This is a genomic window from Luteirhabdus pelagi (assembly GCF_016827595.1).
In the GTDB taxonomy this organism is placed as follows: Bacteria; Bacteroidota; Bacteroidia; order Flavobacteriales; family Flavobacteriaceae; genus Luteirhabdus; species Luteirhabdus pelagi.
The window spans coordinates 11,277-25,916 of record NZ_JAECMS010000005.1; the positions used below are offsets into that span (position 1 = coordinate 11,277).

Below are 14,640 nucleotides of genomic sequence, written 5' to 3' on the forward strand. Positions count from 1 at the left end.
GTCGTACCGTCGATGGTCATCTCTCCGGTCCCGTTCCAGTAGGCTCCACCCTCAGCGGATGCCGTGTTTCCACTTGCCGTTCCGCCGGTGATCATGGAGTCGCCCTCACCTGTTATGTGAAGTCCGCCACCGTTTCCTGGGGCCGAGGCCGTGCTGTTGCCCATCATGTCCACGTTCGTAAGCGTCAGCATATTGCCGGCAACCGAGTTGTCCTCGATCGCACCACCGGCGCGCATGGAACTATTACCGTTAAGCTCGGTATCCATTACCGTCAGGCTTCCCTCGTCGTTAAGGATCCCACCTCCAGAACCTGCAGCTCCATCAGCTATGTTGTTCGTGATCGTCGCGTTCATCACCGTGAGCGTTCCGCCCGCGTTGAACACACCGCCACCGCCTTGGTTGGCGTCGGCACCACTCGCAGTGTTGCCGTCGATGGTCGTACCGTCGATGGTCATCTCTCCGGTCCCGTTCCAGTAGGCTCCACCCTCAGCGGATGCCGTGTTTCCACTTGCCGTTCCGCCGGTGATCATGGAGTCGCCCTCACCCGTAATGTGAAGTCCGCCACCGTTTCCTGGGGCAGAGGCCGTGCTGTTGCCCATCATGTCCACGTTTGTAAGCGTCAACATGTTACCGGCAACCGAGTTGTCCTCGATCGCACCACCGGCGCGCATGGAACTGTTTCCGTTTAATTCCGAATCCATTACCGTCAGGCTTCCCTCGTCGTTCAGGATCCCACCTCCGGAACCTGCAGCTCCGTCGGCTATGTTGTTCGTGATCGTCGCGTTCATGACCGTGAGCGTTCCGCCCGCGTTGAATACACCGCCACCACCTTGGTTAGCGTCGGCGCCACTGGCCGTGTTACCGTCTATGGTCGTTCCGTCGATGGTCATCTCGCCAGAGCCATTCCATAGTCCACCACCTTCAGCAGCAGCTATATTATTGTTTACCGATCCGTTTGTAATTGTTGCTACTCCAGGACCTGTAATATGAAGTCCACCACCATTACCTGGTGCGTTTCCTACTTCATTGTCATTTAATGTTACGTTGAAAAGGGTAACATCTCCTGCTGTAGTCGTTGTAGAATTATCTTCAATTCCTCCTCCAGCACGATTGGCCGTGTTATTTGATATAACAGTATTGTTCACTGTTACAGAACCACCATCTACATTAAGAATTCCACCACCAGAACCAGCAGCTCCATCGGCAAAATTATTCGTAATTACAGAAAAGTTCTGTACCATCAAGGTACCACCATTGTTGAAGATACCGCCACCACCTTGAGTAGCATCGTCTCCACTAGCGGTATTATTATCGATTGTTGTTCCATCTACTGTCATCATGCTTCCAGCTTGGTTCCAAAGACCTCCACCTTCAGCAGCAGCATCGTTTAAATTTACCGTACCTCCGAATATGGAAACTGTTGCGCTTCCACTTACGTGAAGTCCACCACCATTCCCTGGATTTGCTGTACCAGCATTGCCATTTACATCATTTGAATTTAAGGATGTATTAGAAGTTGAAAGGGTTCCGTCGATGATTTCGATTCCTCCTCCAGCACGATTAGCTGAATTATTATCGATACTTCCACCAATAATGGCTACATCTCCTGCGGTAGATAAGATACCACCACCAGATCCAGATGTACCAGTAGCCGTGTTACTTTGAACGGTCGAATTATTAACACCGACGTTTCCACCGTTGTTGAAGATTCCTCCACCACCATTATCAGCGTCGCTACCAGCTGCAGTATTCAAGTTTACCATAGCATCGGTAACTGTCATTGTAGCACCCACTTGGTTCCATAGTCCGCCACCTTCAGATGCAGCTTGATTTGCGGAAACCTGTCCGCCATTAATAATGATGGTAGCAGCGCCAGAGACATGCATACCGCCTCCATTTCCTGGATTTGGCGTTCCGGCTGTGCCGTTTACATCATTTATACTAAGTGCAGACATTGTTAAGGTAACCGAACCATCGATTACTTCAATTCCTCCTCCTGCTCTATTCGCACTGTTTTGGGAAATAACGGCATCCGTAATTGTGATACTTCCATCAGTACTAAAAATTCCACCTCCAGAACCAGAAGCCCCAGTTGCTAGATTGTTGGAAATATTTGTTCCTGCTAAAATATCAAGTGTACCACCATTGTTGAAAACACCACCACCACCGTCATCGGCAGCCGCTCCTTGTGCTTCATTATTGCTTATCGTACCACCATTTATTGTCATAACTCCAGTTCCATTCCAAACACCACCACCTTCTAGAGCAGCAATATTAGTATTGAAATTAGACCCAGAAATATTGGAATCTGCAGAACCTGTAATATGAAGGGCCCCTCCATTACCCGGAGGACCAACTGCAGAATTATCCATAAAATTAGAATCGGTAATTGTTAAAAGGTCAGGCGAATTTGTTTCAATAGCCCCACCTGCTCTATTTGCAGTATTGTTTGTGAAGGTTGAATTAATCACTGTCAATGTACCAGAAATATCTTGTCCGATAGCACCACCACTACTACTCCCAGAAGCAATAGCAGAATTATTTGTAAAGGTCGTTCCCATAACAGTAGTATTACTGTCGCGAGACCCTAGGGCTCCACCACCGCCAGCACCGCCGGTAGCGTTATTTAGGAATTCACAATCGATTATCATAGCATTGGTAACGGTATCAATTCCCAATGCACCACCATCTACTGCACCATTGGCATTTTGAAAGGTGATTCCTTCAATGGTAAGATCAGTAAAACTATCGGCTCCGATTAAACGAGCTGTTCCATTTCCACTACCATCTATGACAGTTGCACCCATACCTGTACCGGTTATGGCAAGGTCATCGTTAATTACTATCTGACCAGAGGTCAGTGCAATTGTATAATCGGCATCAAATGTAATTGTGTTAGGCCCAGCCGTGGCATCAGCATCTTGTACAGCTTGCCGTAATGAGCCTGGTCCAGAATCGTTGTTGTTTGTAACGACAAATTGCCCAAAAGACAGGGTTGTCATTAACATGAAAGACATCGCAATAAGGATGTTCAGGGTAATTCTCTTCTTCATAGTATGTTGTTTGATTATTACTTCGGCTCGTAAGGTGGGGATCAATCTTAAGCCGCTTCATGTAAACATACGTGAAGAAGTAAAAAGTGGTTTGCTAAAGAAATGTTAATGTTTGACAATCAATTAATAAGCTTTTGCCAAAAGCTATAAAAGACGTTAAATTAATAGTTTAAACCCTATATAACGTTGTGAAGAAGTTCACGTTATTTGTTAAGGTATTCCGAAATATTGGTCTCAATTCGATTTTCAATATTGCTCAAATCTGCTTTATGAAACGTTTCGCCCGTGATATTTTCATAAAGCTCAATATATCGGTCTGAAACGGTTTTGATATAAGCCTCCGACATTTCAGGAACTTTTTGCCCTTCCAATCCTTGGAAACCATTTGAAATAAGCCATTGTCGCACGAACTCCTTGGAAAGCTGTTTTTGAGGTTCCCCTTTTAGCTGTCGTTCGTCATACCCTTCGGCATAAAAATAGCGCGAAGAATCCGGAGTATGGATTTCATCGATTAAGACAATTGTGCCCTCTTTTGTTTTTCCGAACTCATATTTAGTATCGACCAATATAAGGCCACGTTTAGCAGCGATTTCTGTACCACGTTGAAAAAGTTTTCGGGTGTAGTCCTCCAATACCGCGTAATCTTCCTCGGAAACGATTCCGCGCTTTAGAATATTTTCTTTTGAAATATCCTCATCATGATCGCCTTTTTCAGCTTTTGTTGCTGGGGTAATAATTGGTTCAGGAAACTTATCGTTTTCCTTCATGCCATCCGGCATCTTCACCCCACATAACATTCGTTTACCCGCTTTGTATTCACGCGCTGCATGACCGCTTAGATAGCCGCGAATCACCATTTCCACTTTAAAAGGTTCACAAGTATTTCCAATAGCCACATTCGGATCTGGCGTTGCGATTAACCAATTTGGGACCAAATCTTCGGTATCACGCATCATCTTGGTTGCAATCTGATTTAGGATTTGACCTTTATAAGGGATTCCCTTAGGCATCACCACATCGAACGCACTCAACCGATCGGTCGCTACCATTACCATAATATCGTTCTCTAATGTATATACTTCCCGAACTTTTCCACGATATACATGTTTTTGACCTGGAAAGTGAAAATCGGTATGGGTGAGGGTATTCATGGTTTTATTCTTTAATCGGTGGTCGGTAGTCCATTGTGGTTAGTCTACGTTTTCGATTGATTTGTAGGCGGCGATAACCTTTTTCACCAAGCGATGACGGATGACATCCTTATCGTCCAAATAGATCATTCCCACTCCTTTAATATCTTTCAACACTAACAACGCTTCCTTCAATCCTGAGATTACACGTCGTGGAAGGTCGATCTGACCTGGATCGCCCGTAATCATAAACTTGGCGTTCTTTCCCATACGGGTTAAGAACATCTTCATCTGGGCATGGGTCGTATTTTGAGCTTCATCTAAGATAACAAAAGCGTTGTCCAACGTTCTACCGCGCATAAATGCCATTGGGGCAATTTGAATGATTCCCTTTTCTATATGCGACTCCAGCTTTTCATTGGGGATCATATCCCGCAGGGCATCGTAGAGTGGTTGCATGTACGGATCGAGTTTCTCCTTTAAATCGCCCGGAAGAAAACCGAGGTTCTCCCCTGCTTCCACTGCAGGTCGAGTTAGGATGATCCGTTTCACCTGCTTCTCTTTTAAGGCCTTTACCGCAAGGGCTACACCTGTATATGTTTTTCCGGTACCCGCTGGTCCGACGGCAAATACCATATCGTTTTTGCTCATTAGCTCTACCAGCTTACGCTGATTGGCGGTTTGTGCCTTTATTAAACGACCGCTAACGCCATGGACCAATACATCGCCAGCGCTCACGGGCGTTTCATATTCTTCCCTACTGTTACTTTGTAACACGCGTTCGATAACATTTTCGTCGATTTTATTATACTTTCCGAAGTGATCCAACAACATCGTCAGTCGCTTGTCGAATTCCTCCAACACTTCTTCATCGCCATAGGCTTTCACCTTACTACCTCGGGCAACGATTTTGAGTTTTGGAAAATACTTTTTTAGCAGGTCGATGTTGGCATTCTGTAGACCGAAGAAATCGCGTGGGTTGATTTCGGTAAGTTCGATGATAAGTTCGTTCAAAAGCGGGAATATTTTAAATTTTGGATACTCTTGTAAATATAGTTTTTCCTGTTACAAAAGTACCTTATTTTTGTGGGAGTTGTTTTAACAAAATATCAACAATCCATCTATGCCCATTATAACCTTAACGACCGATTTTGGAGAAAAGGATCATTTCGCCGGAGCGGTTAAGGGAGCGATTTATAATGAATTGGAACAGGTTCGGATTGTCGATATTTCGCATTCGGTTTCCCCTTTCCATATTACCGAAGCCGCCTACATTATCCAAAATGCTTATCGCAGTTTTCCTAAAGGAACTGTTCATATCGTCGGTATAGATGCCGAACTTACCCCAGAAAACAAACATATTGCGGTGTATTTGGATGGCCATTATTTTATATGTGCTAATAATGGGATCATTTCAATGCTTACTTCAGAAATAAAACCGGAAAAAATTGTGGAAATTAATATCCATGATCGTATCGAAAGCAATTTTCCCGTATTGGATGTTTTCGTAAAAGTTGCCTGCCATATTGCGCGTGGAGGTACCTTGGAAGTAATCGGAAAATCGATGGAGGAGCTGAAGGAGATTACGGGAATTAGACCCGTAGTGAATAAGGAAGCCAATCAAATTATCGGTAATGTAATTTATATCGATAATTACGGAAATGTGGTCAGCAATATCACCAAAAGCTTGTTTGAAAAAATTGGAAAGATGCGCTCGTTTCAGATTGTGGCACGGCGGGCGAAGTTTTCAACCATCTACGCTAATTATAGCGATGCCATCAATTTTAATACCCCCAAGGAAAAACGTGAAGAAGATGGCAAGAAACTCGCCATTTGGAATTCGTCCAATTATTTGGAACTTGCGATTTACAAAAGCAATCCAACTACCGTAGGAAGCGCCTCTTCCCTATTCGGATTGGAATATCGAGATACCATAACCGTAAATTTTCAATAAAACTATGTTCACCCGAATCGTAAAAATGGAATTTCAAGCTGAAGAAGTCACTTCTTTTTTGGAAAACTTCGAACAGGTGAAACATAAGATTCGTAGTTTCCCGGGCTGTAAGCATTTAAAATTGTTGCGCGATAAGGATGATCCCACAATCTTTTTCACCTATAGTCGTTGGACTAGCGTAGACGATTTGGAGCACTATCGCTCGAGCGATTTGTTTCGGTCTGTTTGGGCGAATACAAAACCCAAGTTTCGGGTAAAGGCACAGGCATGGAGCGTGGATGTGGTTCATGAAAGTGAGTAGTGAGTAGTGAACGGTGAGCAGTGAGAAGAGAGAAAATACAATAGATTAAATATTTTGTGATTTGGAGATTGAGATTTGGAATTTAAAAAAGCATTTTGCTTATAGCATAAAGCCTATATATGATAGCACTGATTAAGAAAGAAATTACCGCATTTTTTGCCAGTACCATCGGGTACTTGGTCATTGGTGTGTATTTGGTGCTGAACGGACTTTTTCTTTGGGTATTCGGAGGAAATTTCAACATCCTCGATAGCGGCTTTGCCGATCTGGCCCCCTACTTCGAATTAGCACCCTGGGTATTATTATTTCTTATCCCCGCGATTACGATGCGTGCCTTTAGCGAAGAATTACGGATGGGAACGCTCGAGCTACTTTTAACCAAGCCTATTTCCCTCAACAACATCGTCCTCGGAAAATACTTTGGAGCGGTACTATTGATAATCCTTGCCGTACTCCCTACCCTATTGTATATTTTCACTATTTCCGAACTCGGGAATCCTCCAGGAAATTGGGATGTTGGTAGCACTATCGGTTCCTTCATCGGTTTACTATTTTTGATATTGGCCTATTCCGCCATCGGGATTTTTTCATCAACCCTTTCGGAAAATCAGATCGTAGCTTTCATCATAGGTGTGATACTTTGCTTTTTGCTGTATTACGGTTTTGAGGGTCTGGCTTCTCTCGGAGGCGATTTCGCGATAGAAGAACTAGGTATGAAAGCGCATTTCGATAGTGTGGCCCGTGGCGTTTTGGATACGCGCGATATCATATATTTTGTCAGCATTGCGGCATTGTTTCTGTTTTTTACCACGCTTAAACTTCGGAAAGGCTAATATGAAGAAAGGAATCCTCAAACATATCGCCTTAGCTATCGCCATATTTATAGGAGTCAATATTCTTTCGTCCTATATATATAAACGATTAGACTTAACCCAAGACAAGCGGTATACGCTAAGTGAAGAAGCCAAAGCCATAATCGACCAAGTAGATAATCCCATCGTACTCGATGTCTATCTTGAAGGTTCCTTCCCTCCAGAATTTCGTCGCTTGCAGGCTGAAACCGAACAGCTATTGGAAGAGTTTTCGGCCATCAACCCCAATATTCGATACGACTTCACCGATCCGATGGAGGTGGATAATTCGCAAGCGCTTTTACAGGAATTTTCCCGACGGAATATGACCGGTGCTCAGATTCAGGTACGCGAAGGCGGCAAGGTTAGTACCGAAACCGTATTCCCTTGGGCACTGGCACAATATAACGGCCAGACCATAAAGATTCCATTACTCAAGAATCAATTGGGCGCTACTTCCGAAGAACGCGTTAATAGCAGTATCCAAAATCTGGAATATGCCTTTGCCGATGGCTTCAAGAAATTAGTCACTCCAAAATCGAAGAAAATTGCCATTCTAAAAGGTAATGGAGAGCTTGGAGACGCGCAATTAGCGGACTTCCTAAAAACAATAGGCGATTATTATCATATCGCACCGTTCACCTTAGATTCTGCTGAAGTTTCACCCAAACGAACCCTGGACCAGTTGAATACCTTCGATTTGATAATTGTCGCTCAACCAATGGAGCCGTTTTCAGATAATGAAAAACTCATATTGGATCAATATATCATGAACGGCGGCGCTTCACTTTGGCTTATCGATGCCACGCAATTGCGACGCGATCCTGAAAGCGGAAATACCTTTGGATTTGGAATGGACTTGAACCTAAACGATTTCTTTTTTAAGTATGGGCTTAGAGTAAATCCGAATTTGGTAAAGGACATCTATTCGGCGCCGATTGTCTTAGCCAGTGGCGAAGACCGTGAAGCACAGTACAACCAGTATCCTTGGTTTTATTATCCCTTGAGCAGTAGTGGAAACAATCATCCTATCGTAACCAATATTGAAGCGGTGAAGTTTCAATATGCAAGCGGAATCGATATCCTGGAAAATGATATCGAAAAGACCGTTTTGCTATCTTCTTCGCCTATTTCACAAGAGGTTGGACTTCCAGCAGAAATCAATATGGACGTCGAGATTCCCAAGAACCTGAAAGTGGTGAATGAAGGTCCTGATATGAATGTGTTCAATGCTGGAGAGATTCCGCTTGCGGTGTTGCTGGAAGGGCAATTTACTTCTGTTTTTCAAAATCGTATCAAGCCGTTTTCACCTTCAACCCTAAAAGAAACATCTCCTTCAACAAAAATGGTCGTTGTAAGTGACGGCGATGTAATTGCGAACCAATTGGACCGTAACCGTCCGTTGGAATTAGGCTTCGACAAATGGACTGGTAACTTTTACGGCAACAAGGATTTTCTTCTGAATACGGTGAATTACTTGCTGGATGACAGCGGACTTATAAACATTCGCAGTAAGGAAATTGCCATACCATTTCTCGATCCACAAAAAACGGCGAATGAACGCGGCACCTGGCAACTCGTTAACATACTGCTGCCGTTGGTTTTACTCGGACTGTTCGGAATTTTCTTTCATTTCTACAGAACCCGAAAATACGGTCGCTAACTGTTAATAAATTAGTTTTTACAAACGTCCCAATTCAAATATCTTTGTGAATACTGCTAGGGCGCAGCCCGGCAACACGCAATTCAAAAAAAGCATAATTTTTCAATAGGCTATACGCCACGACAGCATAACTTATGAAATTCATCGTATCGAGTTCGTATTTACTTAAACAATTGCAGGTTTTGGGCGGTATTATTAATACCAATAACACCCTTCCTATCCTTGATAATTTTCTTTTCGAGTTGGATGGCAACGCATTAACCGTTTCTGCCTCCGATTTGGAGACAACAGTTTCCGCAAAGTTGGAAGTGGAAAGCAGCGAATCGGGAAGTATTTGTATTCCAGCTAGACTGTTATTGGATACGCTTAAAACGTTTCCAGAGCAGCCGCTAACCTTCACCAAGGAAGACAATCATACGGTAGAAATTAGTAGCAATCACGGTAAGTATGCCTTGGCGTATGCTGAAGGTGAAGAATTTCCGAAAGCAGTAGAATTACAGGATCCTTCTTCAACAGTATTACTCGGTGATATTTTAGCAACAGCCATTAGCAAAACGATTTTTGCCAGTGGAAATGATGACCTTCGGCCGGTAATGAGTGGGGTTTTCTTTCAATTCGGAAGCGATAACCTAACGTTCGTAGCCACCGATGCACATAAGTTGGTGAAGTATACGCGTGAAGACGTAACCGCAGCACAAACGGCAGAATTTATTATGCCGAAGAAGCCACTAAACCTTTTGAAAAGTATTTTGGCAGGTAGTGAAGAAGAGGTAACGATCGATTATAACGACAGCAATGCTAAATTCACCTTCGACAATATTGAAATGGTTTGTCGTTTAATAGATGGGAAGTACCCGAACTATGAAGCGGTTATTCCAAAGGAAAATCCAAACAAACTTACCATCGACCGTAATCAGTTCTTAAACAGTGTGCGTCGAGTAAGCATTTTCAGCAATAAAACCACACACCAAATTCGTTTGAAGATTGCAGGTGCCGAACTAAATATTTCTGCAGAAGATGTAGACTACAGTAACAAAGCAGAGGAACGTCTTACGTGCGATTACCAGGGAGATGACATTCAAATCGGTTTCAACTCGCGCTTCCTTACCGAAATGCTGAACAATCTTACCAGCGATCAGGTTGCCTTGGAAATGAGCCTTCCTAATCGTGCCGGTATCCTTACGCCTAACGACGGTTTGGATGAAGGAGAACACGTTATTATGTTAGTCATGCCAGTGATGCTTAACAACTAAGAAAGTAACAACATAAACAGTATCGAAATCTGCTTTTTTTCAAAAGCAGATTTTTTTTGATGACAAGTAGATTTCTTTTCGATGGAATGATATAACCTTTCAACTTTCATTCTATGAGAAAATATGTACTCTTTTTATTTGTATCAACCTTCTTTTTTACTGTAAACGCTCAGATTACCGATGTTGTTACGGGATTAAACAATCCGCAACGGTTGTTGTTAGATGGAAACACACTTTACTTTACCGATGCCAACAGCATTCAAAAAATAGATATCACGGAAGACCCAGCGTCACCAGAGTTAGTTATTGGTGGCTTGGCAACTCCTGAAAGCATGGCGCTTGATGGTACCGACCTTTACGTCGCGGAATTCAACGCCGGCAGAATATCAAAAATAGACCTATCCGTCTCACCGGCCACCCGAGAAGATTTTGTTACTGGGATTGGCACCCCAAATTTTTTGTTACTTGATAATGATTTCCTTTACTATTCTGACAACAATGCGAATGTAGTGGCCCGTTTCGATATTACCGCTTCGAACCCAACTGCAGAAACCGTTGCCAGTTCAACTATCAATTTCAATCCGACTGGTTTGGCAATTCGAGGCAATATCCTGTATATGGGGCAAGGGCTCGCTAATAGAATTTCCTTTGTAGATGTTACCACTTCCGATACGACACCAACCGACTTGGTTGCGGCCTTGGGACGACCATTAGGCATTCGGATTCAAAATGACATATTATATATTTCAGAATTTACGGGAAACGAAATTTCTTCTATAAACTTAGCTGACCCCTCTCCTACCATTTCAACGGTTGTAACGGGTGTAAGCAGCCCAAGAGACATAGCTCTTAACACGACCACCCTTTTTATCGTGGATTCTGGTAGCGACAAAATAGTAAAGGTCGAAAATATACTAGATACTCAAGAACAGGATGGGCAAACGATAACACTTTTTCCAAATCCTGCCAATTCCTATATTTCAATAGCAGGCATACAAGAACGTAGTGCTTATACCATTTTCAGTGTCGAAGGCAAAGAAATCTTAAGTGGAATATTTGAACCGCAGCAGCAAATCGATATAGGCGCACTTTCAGCAGGCAGCTACTTTTTCAAAATGAATCAGCAGCCGGCTATTCTCTTTATTAAATAGTGAACATTTTGTATATAAAATAAAAATGCTGCTCTTTAAGTTTTCGAGCAGCCTTTTTTATGTAGTAGTAAGGATAGCTACGAAATAAAACGAATGGTCATAAAGTAACTTGGCGCTTCTCCATTATTCGCTTTAACAGCATTGATTATGGGCAATACAAACCCAAGTATTCCAACAGCTATCAGCATCAAAATCCCTAAACCTAAAAGAAGAATGGCGGGAATACTGATTATCGTATAAAGAATTAAGCTTATTTGAAAATTGACGACGGCCTTTCCATGCTCATCCATATCAATTACTTTGTCGCGCTGGGTTAGCCACAAAATCAAGGGAACTATTAAGCCCCCGAATCCTGTAACATAATACAGTAATTGGGAAAGATGGGTAATGACTAAGAGTTGGGTATCGACTCTTTTTTGGGTGTGGTTGATGACTTCCATGATATTGATTGATTGATGTTACATTAAAATAAGCTAAAAACCCAGGTTGCAATAAAATAGGCTGCAACCGCTACTCCTACAAAAACCGCAAGTGAAATAATCACTTGTCGCATGGGATTTTTTTCTTCGGAAGGTTTTTCGCTCATAAAATTGTTTTCAGTTATTAGTATTAAAAAGATACAAAAAGTTACAGCTTACTGCTAAATCTTTCAACAATAGTGTCTTGAAGTATTTTATATGCAGTATTTGATTATTTTTGAAACATTCACAACTCACTAAACCTGATTTCATGAAAAAACGAATACTTGCCTCTGTATTATCGATTTTCACCGCTGTTCTAAGCGTTTCCATGTTGGCACAATCGAATCAATACCTCCATTTCGATGGCCAGGATGACTACACAGAACTTCCAAACGGTGCTGGATTTATTAATAATAGCAATACCGTCAGCATGGCTGGCTGGTTTAAGACCGATGAGCTCTTGTACGGCCAAGGAATGATGAGTATTCGCGGGGGTGGATCTGGATCTGGTGAAATGTATCTCATCCAACTCAATAATGGAACTATTGAATGCCGCTTGGTTACGACCACTGGACTTCATGAAGTTGTCGCTCCCACTGGAAGCATCGTTGCGGGAATGTGGCAACATATCGCTTGGGTGTTCGATGAAACTACAGTCGAATTGTTTATCGATGGAGTCTCCATAGGAAGCAGCACGGCTTCTGGTATTTTTCAATCGCCCGATAAGCCTTTTACCATCGGAAAATGTGTACTGGCAGGTTTCAATTTCGTTTATAAAGGTGGCGCAGATGAAGTATCGCTATGGAGCAAGGCACTTACACAAGCTGAAATCCAAGACATGATTGCCAACGAATTGGACGGAACCGAAACGGGCTTGGAGGTCTATTATAAATTCAACCAAGGTACACCAGAAGGGAATAATACAGGGATTTCCTTGTTGTTGGATGAAAGTGGCGATTCCGATAAGCATTCAAACCTCTTAAACTTTGCGCTTACTGGAACAACTTCTAACTTCTTAGGGGAACTGGGGTCTGGTGAACAAGCTATTAATTTTCCGCAAATTGAAAATAAACTTGTTAGCGATCCACCGTTCGCATTGGAAGCTTCCAGCAACAGCGGATTACCGATTACCTATGAAATCGTTTCAGGGCCTGCAACCGTCAGTGGTAATACCTTAACCCTTACAGGTTCTTCGGGTGAAGTAACCGTGAAAGCAAGTCAGCCCGGAAATGCCGATTGGGATCCAGCTCCCGATGTTTTTGTAAGCTTTCAAGTGTTAGACCCAAATGAAGTATTGGTAGAAGCCGACATTCTTCACCCTTTGAGTGGAGATGTTCATGCACCAAACCTCATCCCAATCCAAATTGCTTTTACGGCTGGTATTGATTACCCAGAATTGTTTTCCGTGGCTAACGTAACTGCTATTGTTGAAGGTGAAACGGTTACCTTAACCGATCATGGCAATGGACATTATACGGGTTGGTGGACGCCAACCGCCTATGGCAACATCGATGTGGAAATTGAAGCTGAAAATAACTTTGGCGTTATGACTACGATTCCACACGCATTCAACCTTACGGAGACAGCAACTAATGTTGTGGCACTCGCTACGGATGAAGCATGGGTCTGGGCCGATGTGCCTTCAGTCACCATAGAATCTGAATTGCCAAGCCATATTGGCGCCTACGACCAAATAATTGGAAATTTGGTCATCGATTGTCCGACGGGCGGTTGCGACCCATGGGACCGTGTTTCAAGCGTTGAAGTACAAGGAAAAAATGGGGAATGGTATGAAATCATTCGCTATCTAACACCTTATGGCGTTGCCTGTGAAAGTGAAATTGACTTAACCGATTTCGCTTCACTATTAAGCGGAAAGACCAAATTTCGGGTGAACCTTGGCACCCAGGGAAATGGCTTTTTATACACCCTTCAACTTAGTTATAACGCGGGTGTACCCGATAATGCGTATAGCACAGTTGAAAAGCTTTGGTACCAAACCTACCAATTTGGCGATCCCGCCAATCTTCAACCTACCGAACATTATAACGCTACCTTCCCAGAAAATACGGAAGCAGCTAAGATTAAATTAGTCAGTTCTGGCCATGGATGGGGCGAAAACAATAGTGGAAATGCGGCAGAATTTCACGCTGACACCCATCATATTTGGGTGGACGATGAAGAGACATTCGAGCAATACAACTGGGTAGATTGCAACCCTAACCCCGATGGTTGTAGTCCACAAAACGGAACGTGGCAATTCAATCGGGCAGGTTGGTGCCCTGGATCTATCGCCCAATTCTTCGATTTCGATATGAGTGCATTTGTTTCTGAAGAAAATGTTGATGTAAAGTATATCTTCGATGAAGACTACGTAGACCTTTGTCACCCTAACAATCCAGACTGTATCAGCGGTTCCACCTGTCCGAATTGTGACGATGGCTTCAATCCGCACCTAATCGTTTCTTCGTATTTGATTTCCTTTGGAAACAGTCCGTTAAACAATATCGTTTTAGGAGATGAGGCATTTGAAAGCACAGATTTCGCCATGTATCCAAATCCTTCTTCAGGTGTCTTCTATGTGGATGTCGATCCTTCCAAGGAAATCTCATCTATAGTGGTGTATGATTATTTGGGCCGAAAACTGGAAACGATTTCCGTAAATAGTACCGAAACTTCTATCATGGTTTCCTTACGAGACAAATCAAGTGGTATCTATATAGTAAGCCTTTACAATACTGAAGGATTGGTAGGTACCAAAAAGATGATTATTGAATAAAAGTAAATTTATTTAGGTGAAGAAAGGGAGCAACAAAGCTCCCT

General features: G+C 42.9%; 12 protein-coding genes. 7 read left to right on the plus strand and 5 right to left on the minus strand.

Going from position 1 to position 14,640, the window contains the following annotated elements:
* The 3 genes from I4Q58_RS15650 to I4Q58_RS12570 form a co-directional block, all read right to left on the minus strand.
* Positions 1–3,053 (minus strand): beta strand repeat-containing protein (locus tag I4Q58_RS15650; protein ID WP_394369344.1); only part of this gene is annotated, 3,053 nt, incomplete at its 3' end.
* A gap of 203 nt (positions 3,054–3,256) precedes the next feature.
* A complete protein-coding gene (locus I4Q58_RS12565) occupies positions 3,257–4,204 on the minus strand; it encodes a phosphoribosylaminoimidazolesuccinocarboxamide synthase (RefSeq protein WP_203296246.1) in 948 nt (315 codons plus the stop codon).
* A gap of 39 nt (positions 4,205–4,243) precedes the next feature.
* Positions 4,244–5,197: a PhoH family protein gene (locus tag I4Q58_RS12570; RefSeq protein WP_203296247.1), complete on the minus strand. Its 954-nt coding sequence runs from the start codon at positions 5,195–5,197 to the stop codon at positions 4,244–4,246.
* Positions 5,198–5,306: 109 nt separating this feature from the next.
* On the opposite strand from I4Q58_RS12570, the gene I4Q58_RS12575 reads away from it, so the two are divergent.
* The 6 genes from I4Q58_RS12575 (at position 5,307) to I4Q58_RS12600 (ending at position 11,356) form a co-directional block, all read left to right on the plus strand.
* Positions 5,307–6,137 (plus strand): SAM hydrolase/SAM-dependent halogenase family protein, encoded by an 831-nt coding sequence (locus tag I4Q58_RS12575; protein WP_203296248.1) that lies wholly within the window; start codon positions 5,307–5,309, stop codon positions 6,135–6,137.
* A 4-nt stretch (positions 6,138–6,141) separates the two neighbouring features.
* The gene (locus I4Q58_RS12580; RefSeq protein ID WP_203296249.1) at positions 6,142–6,438 is read left to right on the plus strand and encodes a putative quinol monooxygenase; all 297 of its coding nucleotides are present in this window, start codon (positions 6,142–6,144) and stop codon (positions 6,436–6,438) included.
* Positions 6,439–6,557: 119 nt separating this feature from the next.
* A complete protein-coding gene (gene gldF, locus I4Q58_RS12585; RefSeq protein ID WP_203296250.1) occupies positions 6,558–7,271 on the plus strand; it encodes a gliding motility-associated ABC transporter permease subunit GldF in 714 nt (237 codons plus the stop codon).
* Between the two features lies 1 nt (position 7,272).
* Complete coding sequence (gldG, locus tag I4Q58_RS12590; RefSeq protein WP_203296251.1) at positions 7,273–8,952, plus strand: gliding motility-associated ABC transporter substrate-binding protein GldG; 1,680 nt, start codon at positions 7,273–7,275, stop codon at positions 8,950–8,952.
* Positions 8,953–9,086: 134 nt separating this feature from the next.
* Complete coding sequence (dnaN, locus tag I4Q58_RS12595) at positions 9,087–10,205, plus strand: DNA polymerase III subunit beta (protein WP_203296252.1); 1,119 nt, start codon at positions 9,087–9,089, stop codon at positions 10,203–10,205.
* A gap of 113 nt (positions 10,206–10,318) precedes the next feature.
* Complete coding sequence (locus I4Q58_RS12600) at positions 10,319–11,356, plus strand: T9SS type A sorting domain-containing protein (protein WP_203296253.1); 1,038 nt, start codon at positions 10,319–10,321, stop codon at positions 11,354–11,356.
* Positions 11,357–11,433: 77 nt separating this feature from the next.
* On the opposite strand, the gene I4Q58_RS12605 is transcribed toward I4Q58_RS12600, so the two are convergent.
* Together I4Q58_RS12605 and I4Q58_RS15705 are read right to left on the minus strand one after the other, a co-directional pair.
* A complete protein-coding gene (locus tag I4Q58_RS12605) occupies positions 11,434–11,796 on the minus strand; it encodes a DUF4870 domain-containing protein (RefSeq protein WP_203296254.1) in 363 nt (120 codons plus the stop codon).
* A 23-nt stretch (positions 11,797–11,819) separates the two neighbouring features.
* Positions 11,820–11,942 (minus strand): hypothetical protein, encoded by a 123-nt coding sequence (locus I4Q58_RS15705; RefSeq protein ID WP_262896179.1) that lies wholly within the window; start codon positions 11,940–11,942, stop codon positions 11,820–11,822.
* A gap of 143 nt (positions 11,943–12,085) precedes the next feature.
* Between I4Q58_RS15705 and I4Q58_RS12610 the strand changes: the two genes are divergently transcribed.
* A complete protein-coding gene (locus I4Q58_RS12610; protein WP_203296255.1) occupies positions 12,086–14,596 on the plus strand; it encodes a LamG-like jellyroll fold domain-containing protein in 2,511 nt (836 codons plus the stop codon).
* Positions 14,597–14,640: the final 44 nt, after the last annotated feature.

Bases quoted from the DNA above. Each gene is read 5' to 3' on its own strand.
- I4Q58_RS12610 (WP_203296255.1), top strand. From the start codon at position 12,086: ATGAAAAAACGAATACTTGCCTCTGTATTATCGATTTTCACCGCTGTT.
- I4Q58_RS12575 (WP_203296248.1), top strand. From the start codon at position 5,307: ATGCCCATTATAACCTTAACGACCGATTTTGGAGAAAAGGATCATTTC.
- I4Q58_RS12580 (WP_203296249.1), top strand. From the start codon at position 6,142: ATGTTCACCCGAATCGTAAAAATGGAATTTCAAGCTGAAGAAGTCACT.
- I4Q58_RS15705 (WP_262896179.1), bottom strand. From the start codon at position 11,942: ATGAGCGAAAAACCTTCCGAAGAAAAAAATCCCATGCGACAAGTGATT.
- dnaN (WP_203296252.1), top strand. From the start codon at position 9,087: ATGAAATTCATCGTATCGAGTTCGTATTTACTTAAACAATTGCAGGTT.
- I4Q58_RS12565 (WP_203296246.1), bottom strand. From the start codon at position 4,204: ATGAATACCCTCACCCATACCGATTTTCACTTTCCAGGTCAAAAACAT.
- I4Q58_RS12600 (WP_203296253.1), top strand. From the start codon at position 10,319: ATGAGAAAATATGTACTCTTTTTATTTGTATCAACCTTCTTTTTTACT.
- I4Q58_RS12605 (WP_203296254.1), bottom strand. From the start codon at position 11,796: ATGGAAGTCATCAACCACACCCAAAAAAGAGTCGATACCCAACTCTTA.
- gldF (WP_203296250.1), top strand. From the start codon at position 6,558: ATGATAGCACTGATTAAGAAAGAAATTACCGCATTTTTTGCCAGTACC.
- gldG (WP_203296251.1), top strand. From the start codon at position 7,273: ATGAAGAAAGGAATCCTCAAACATATCGCCTTAGCTATCGCCATATTT.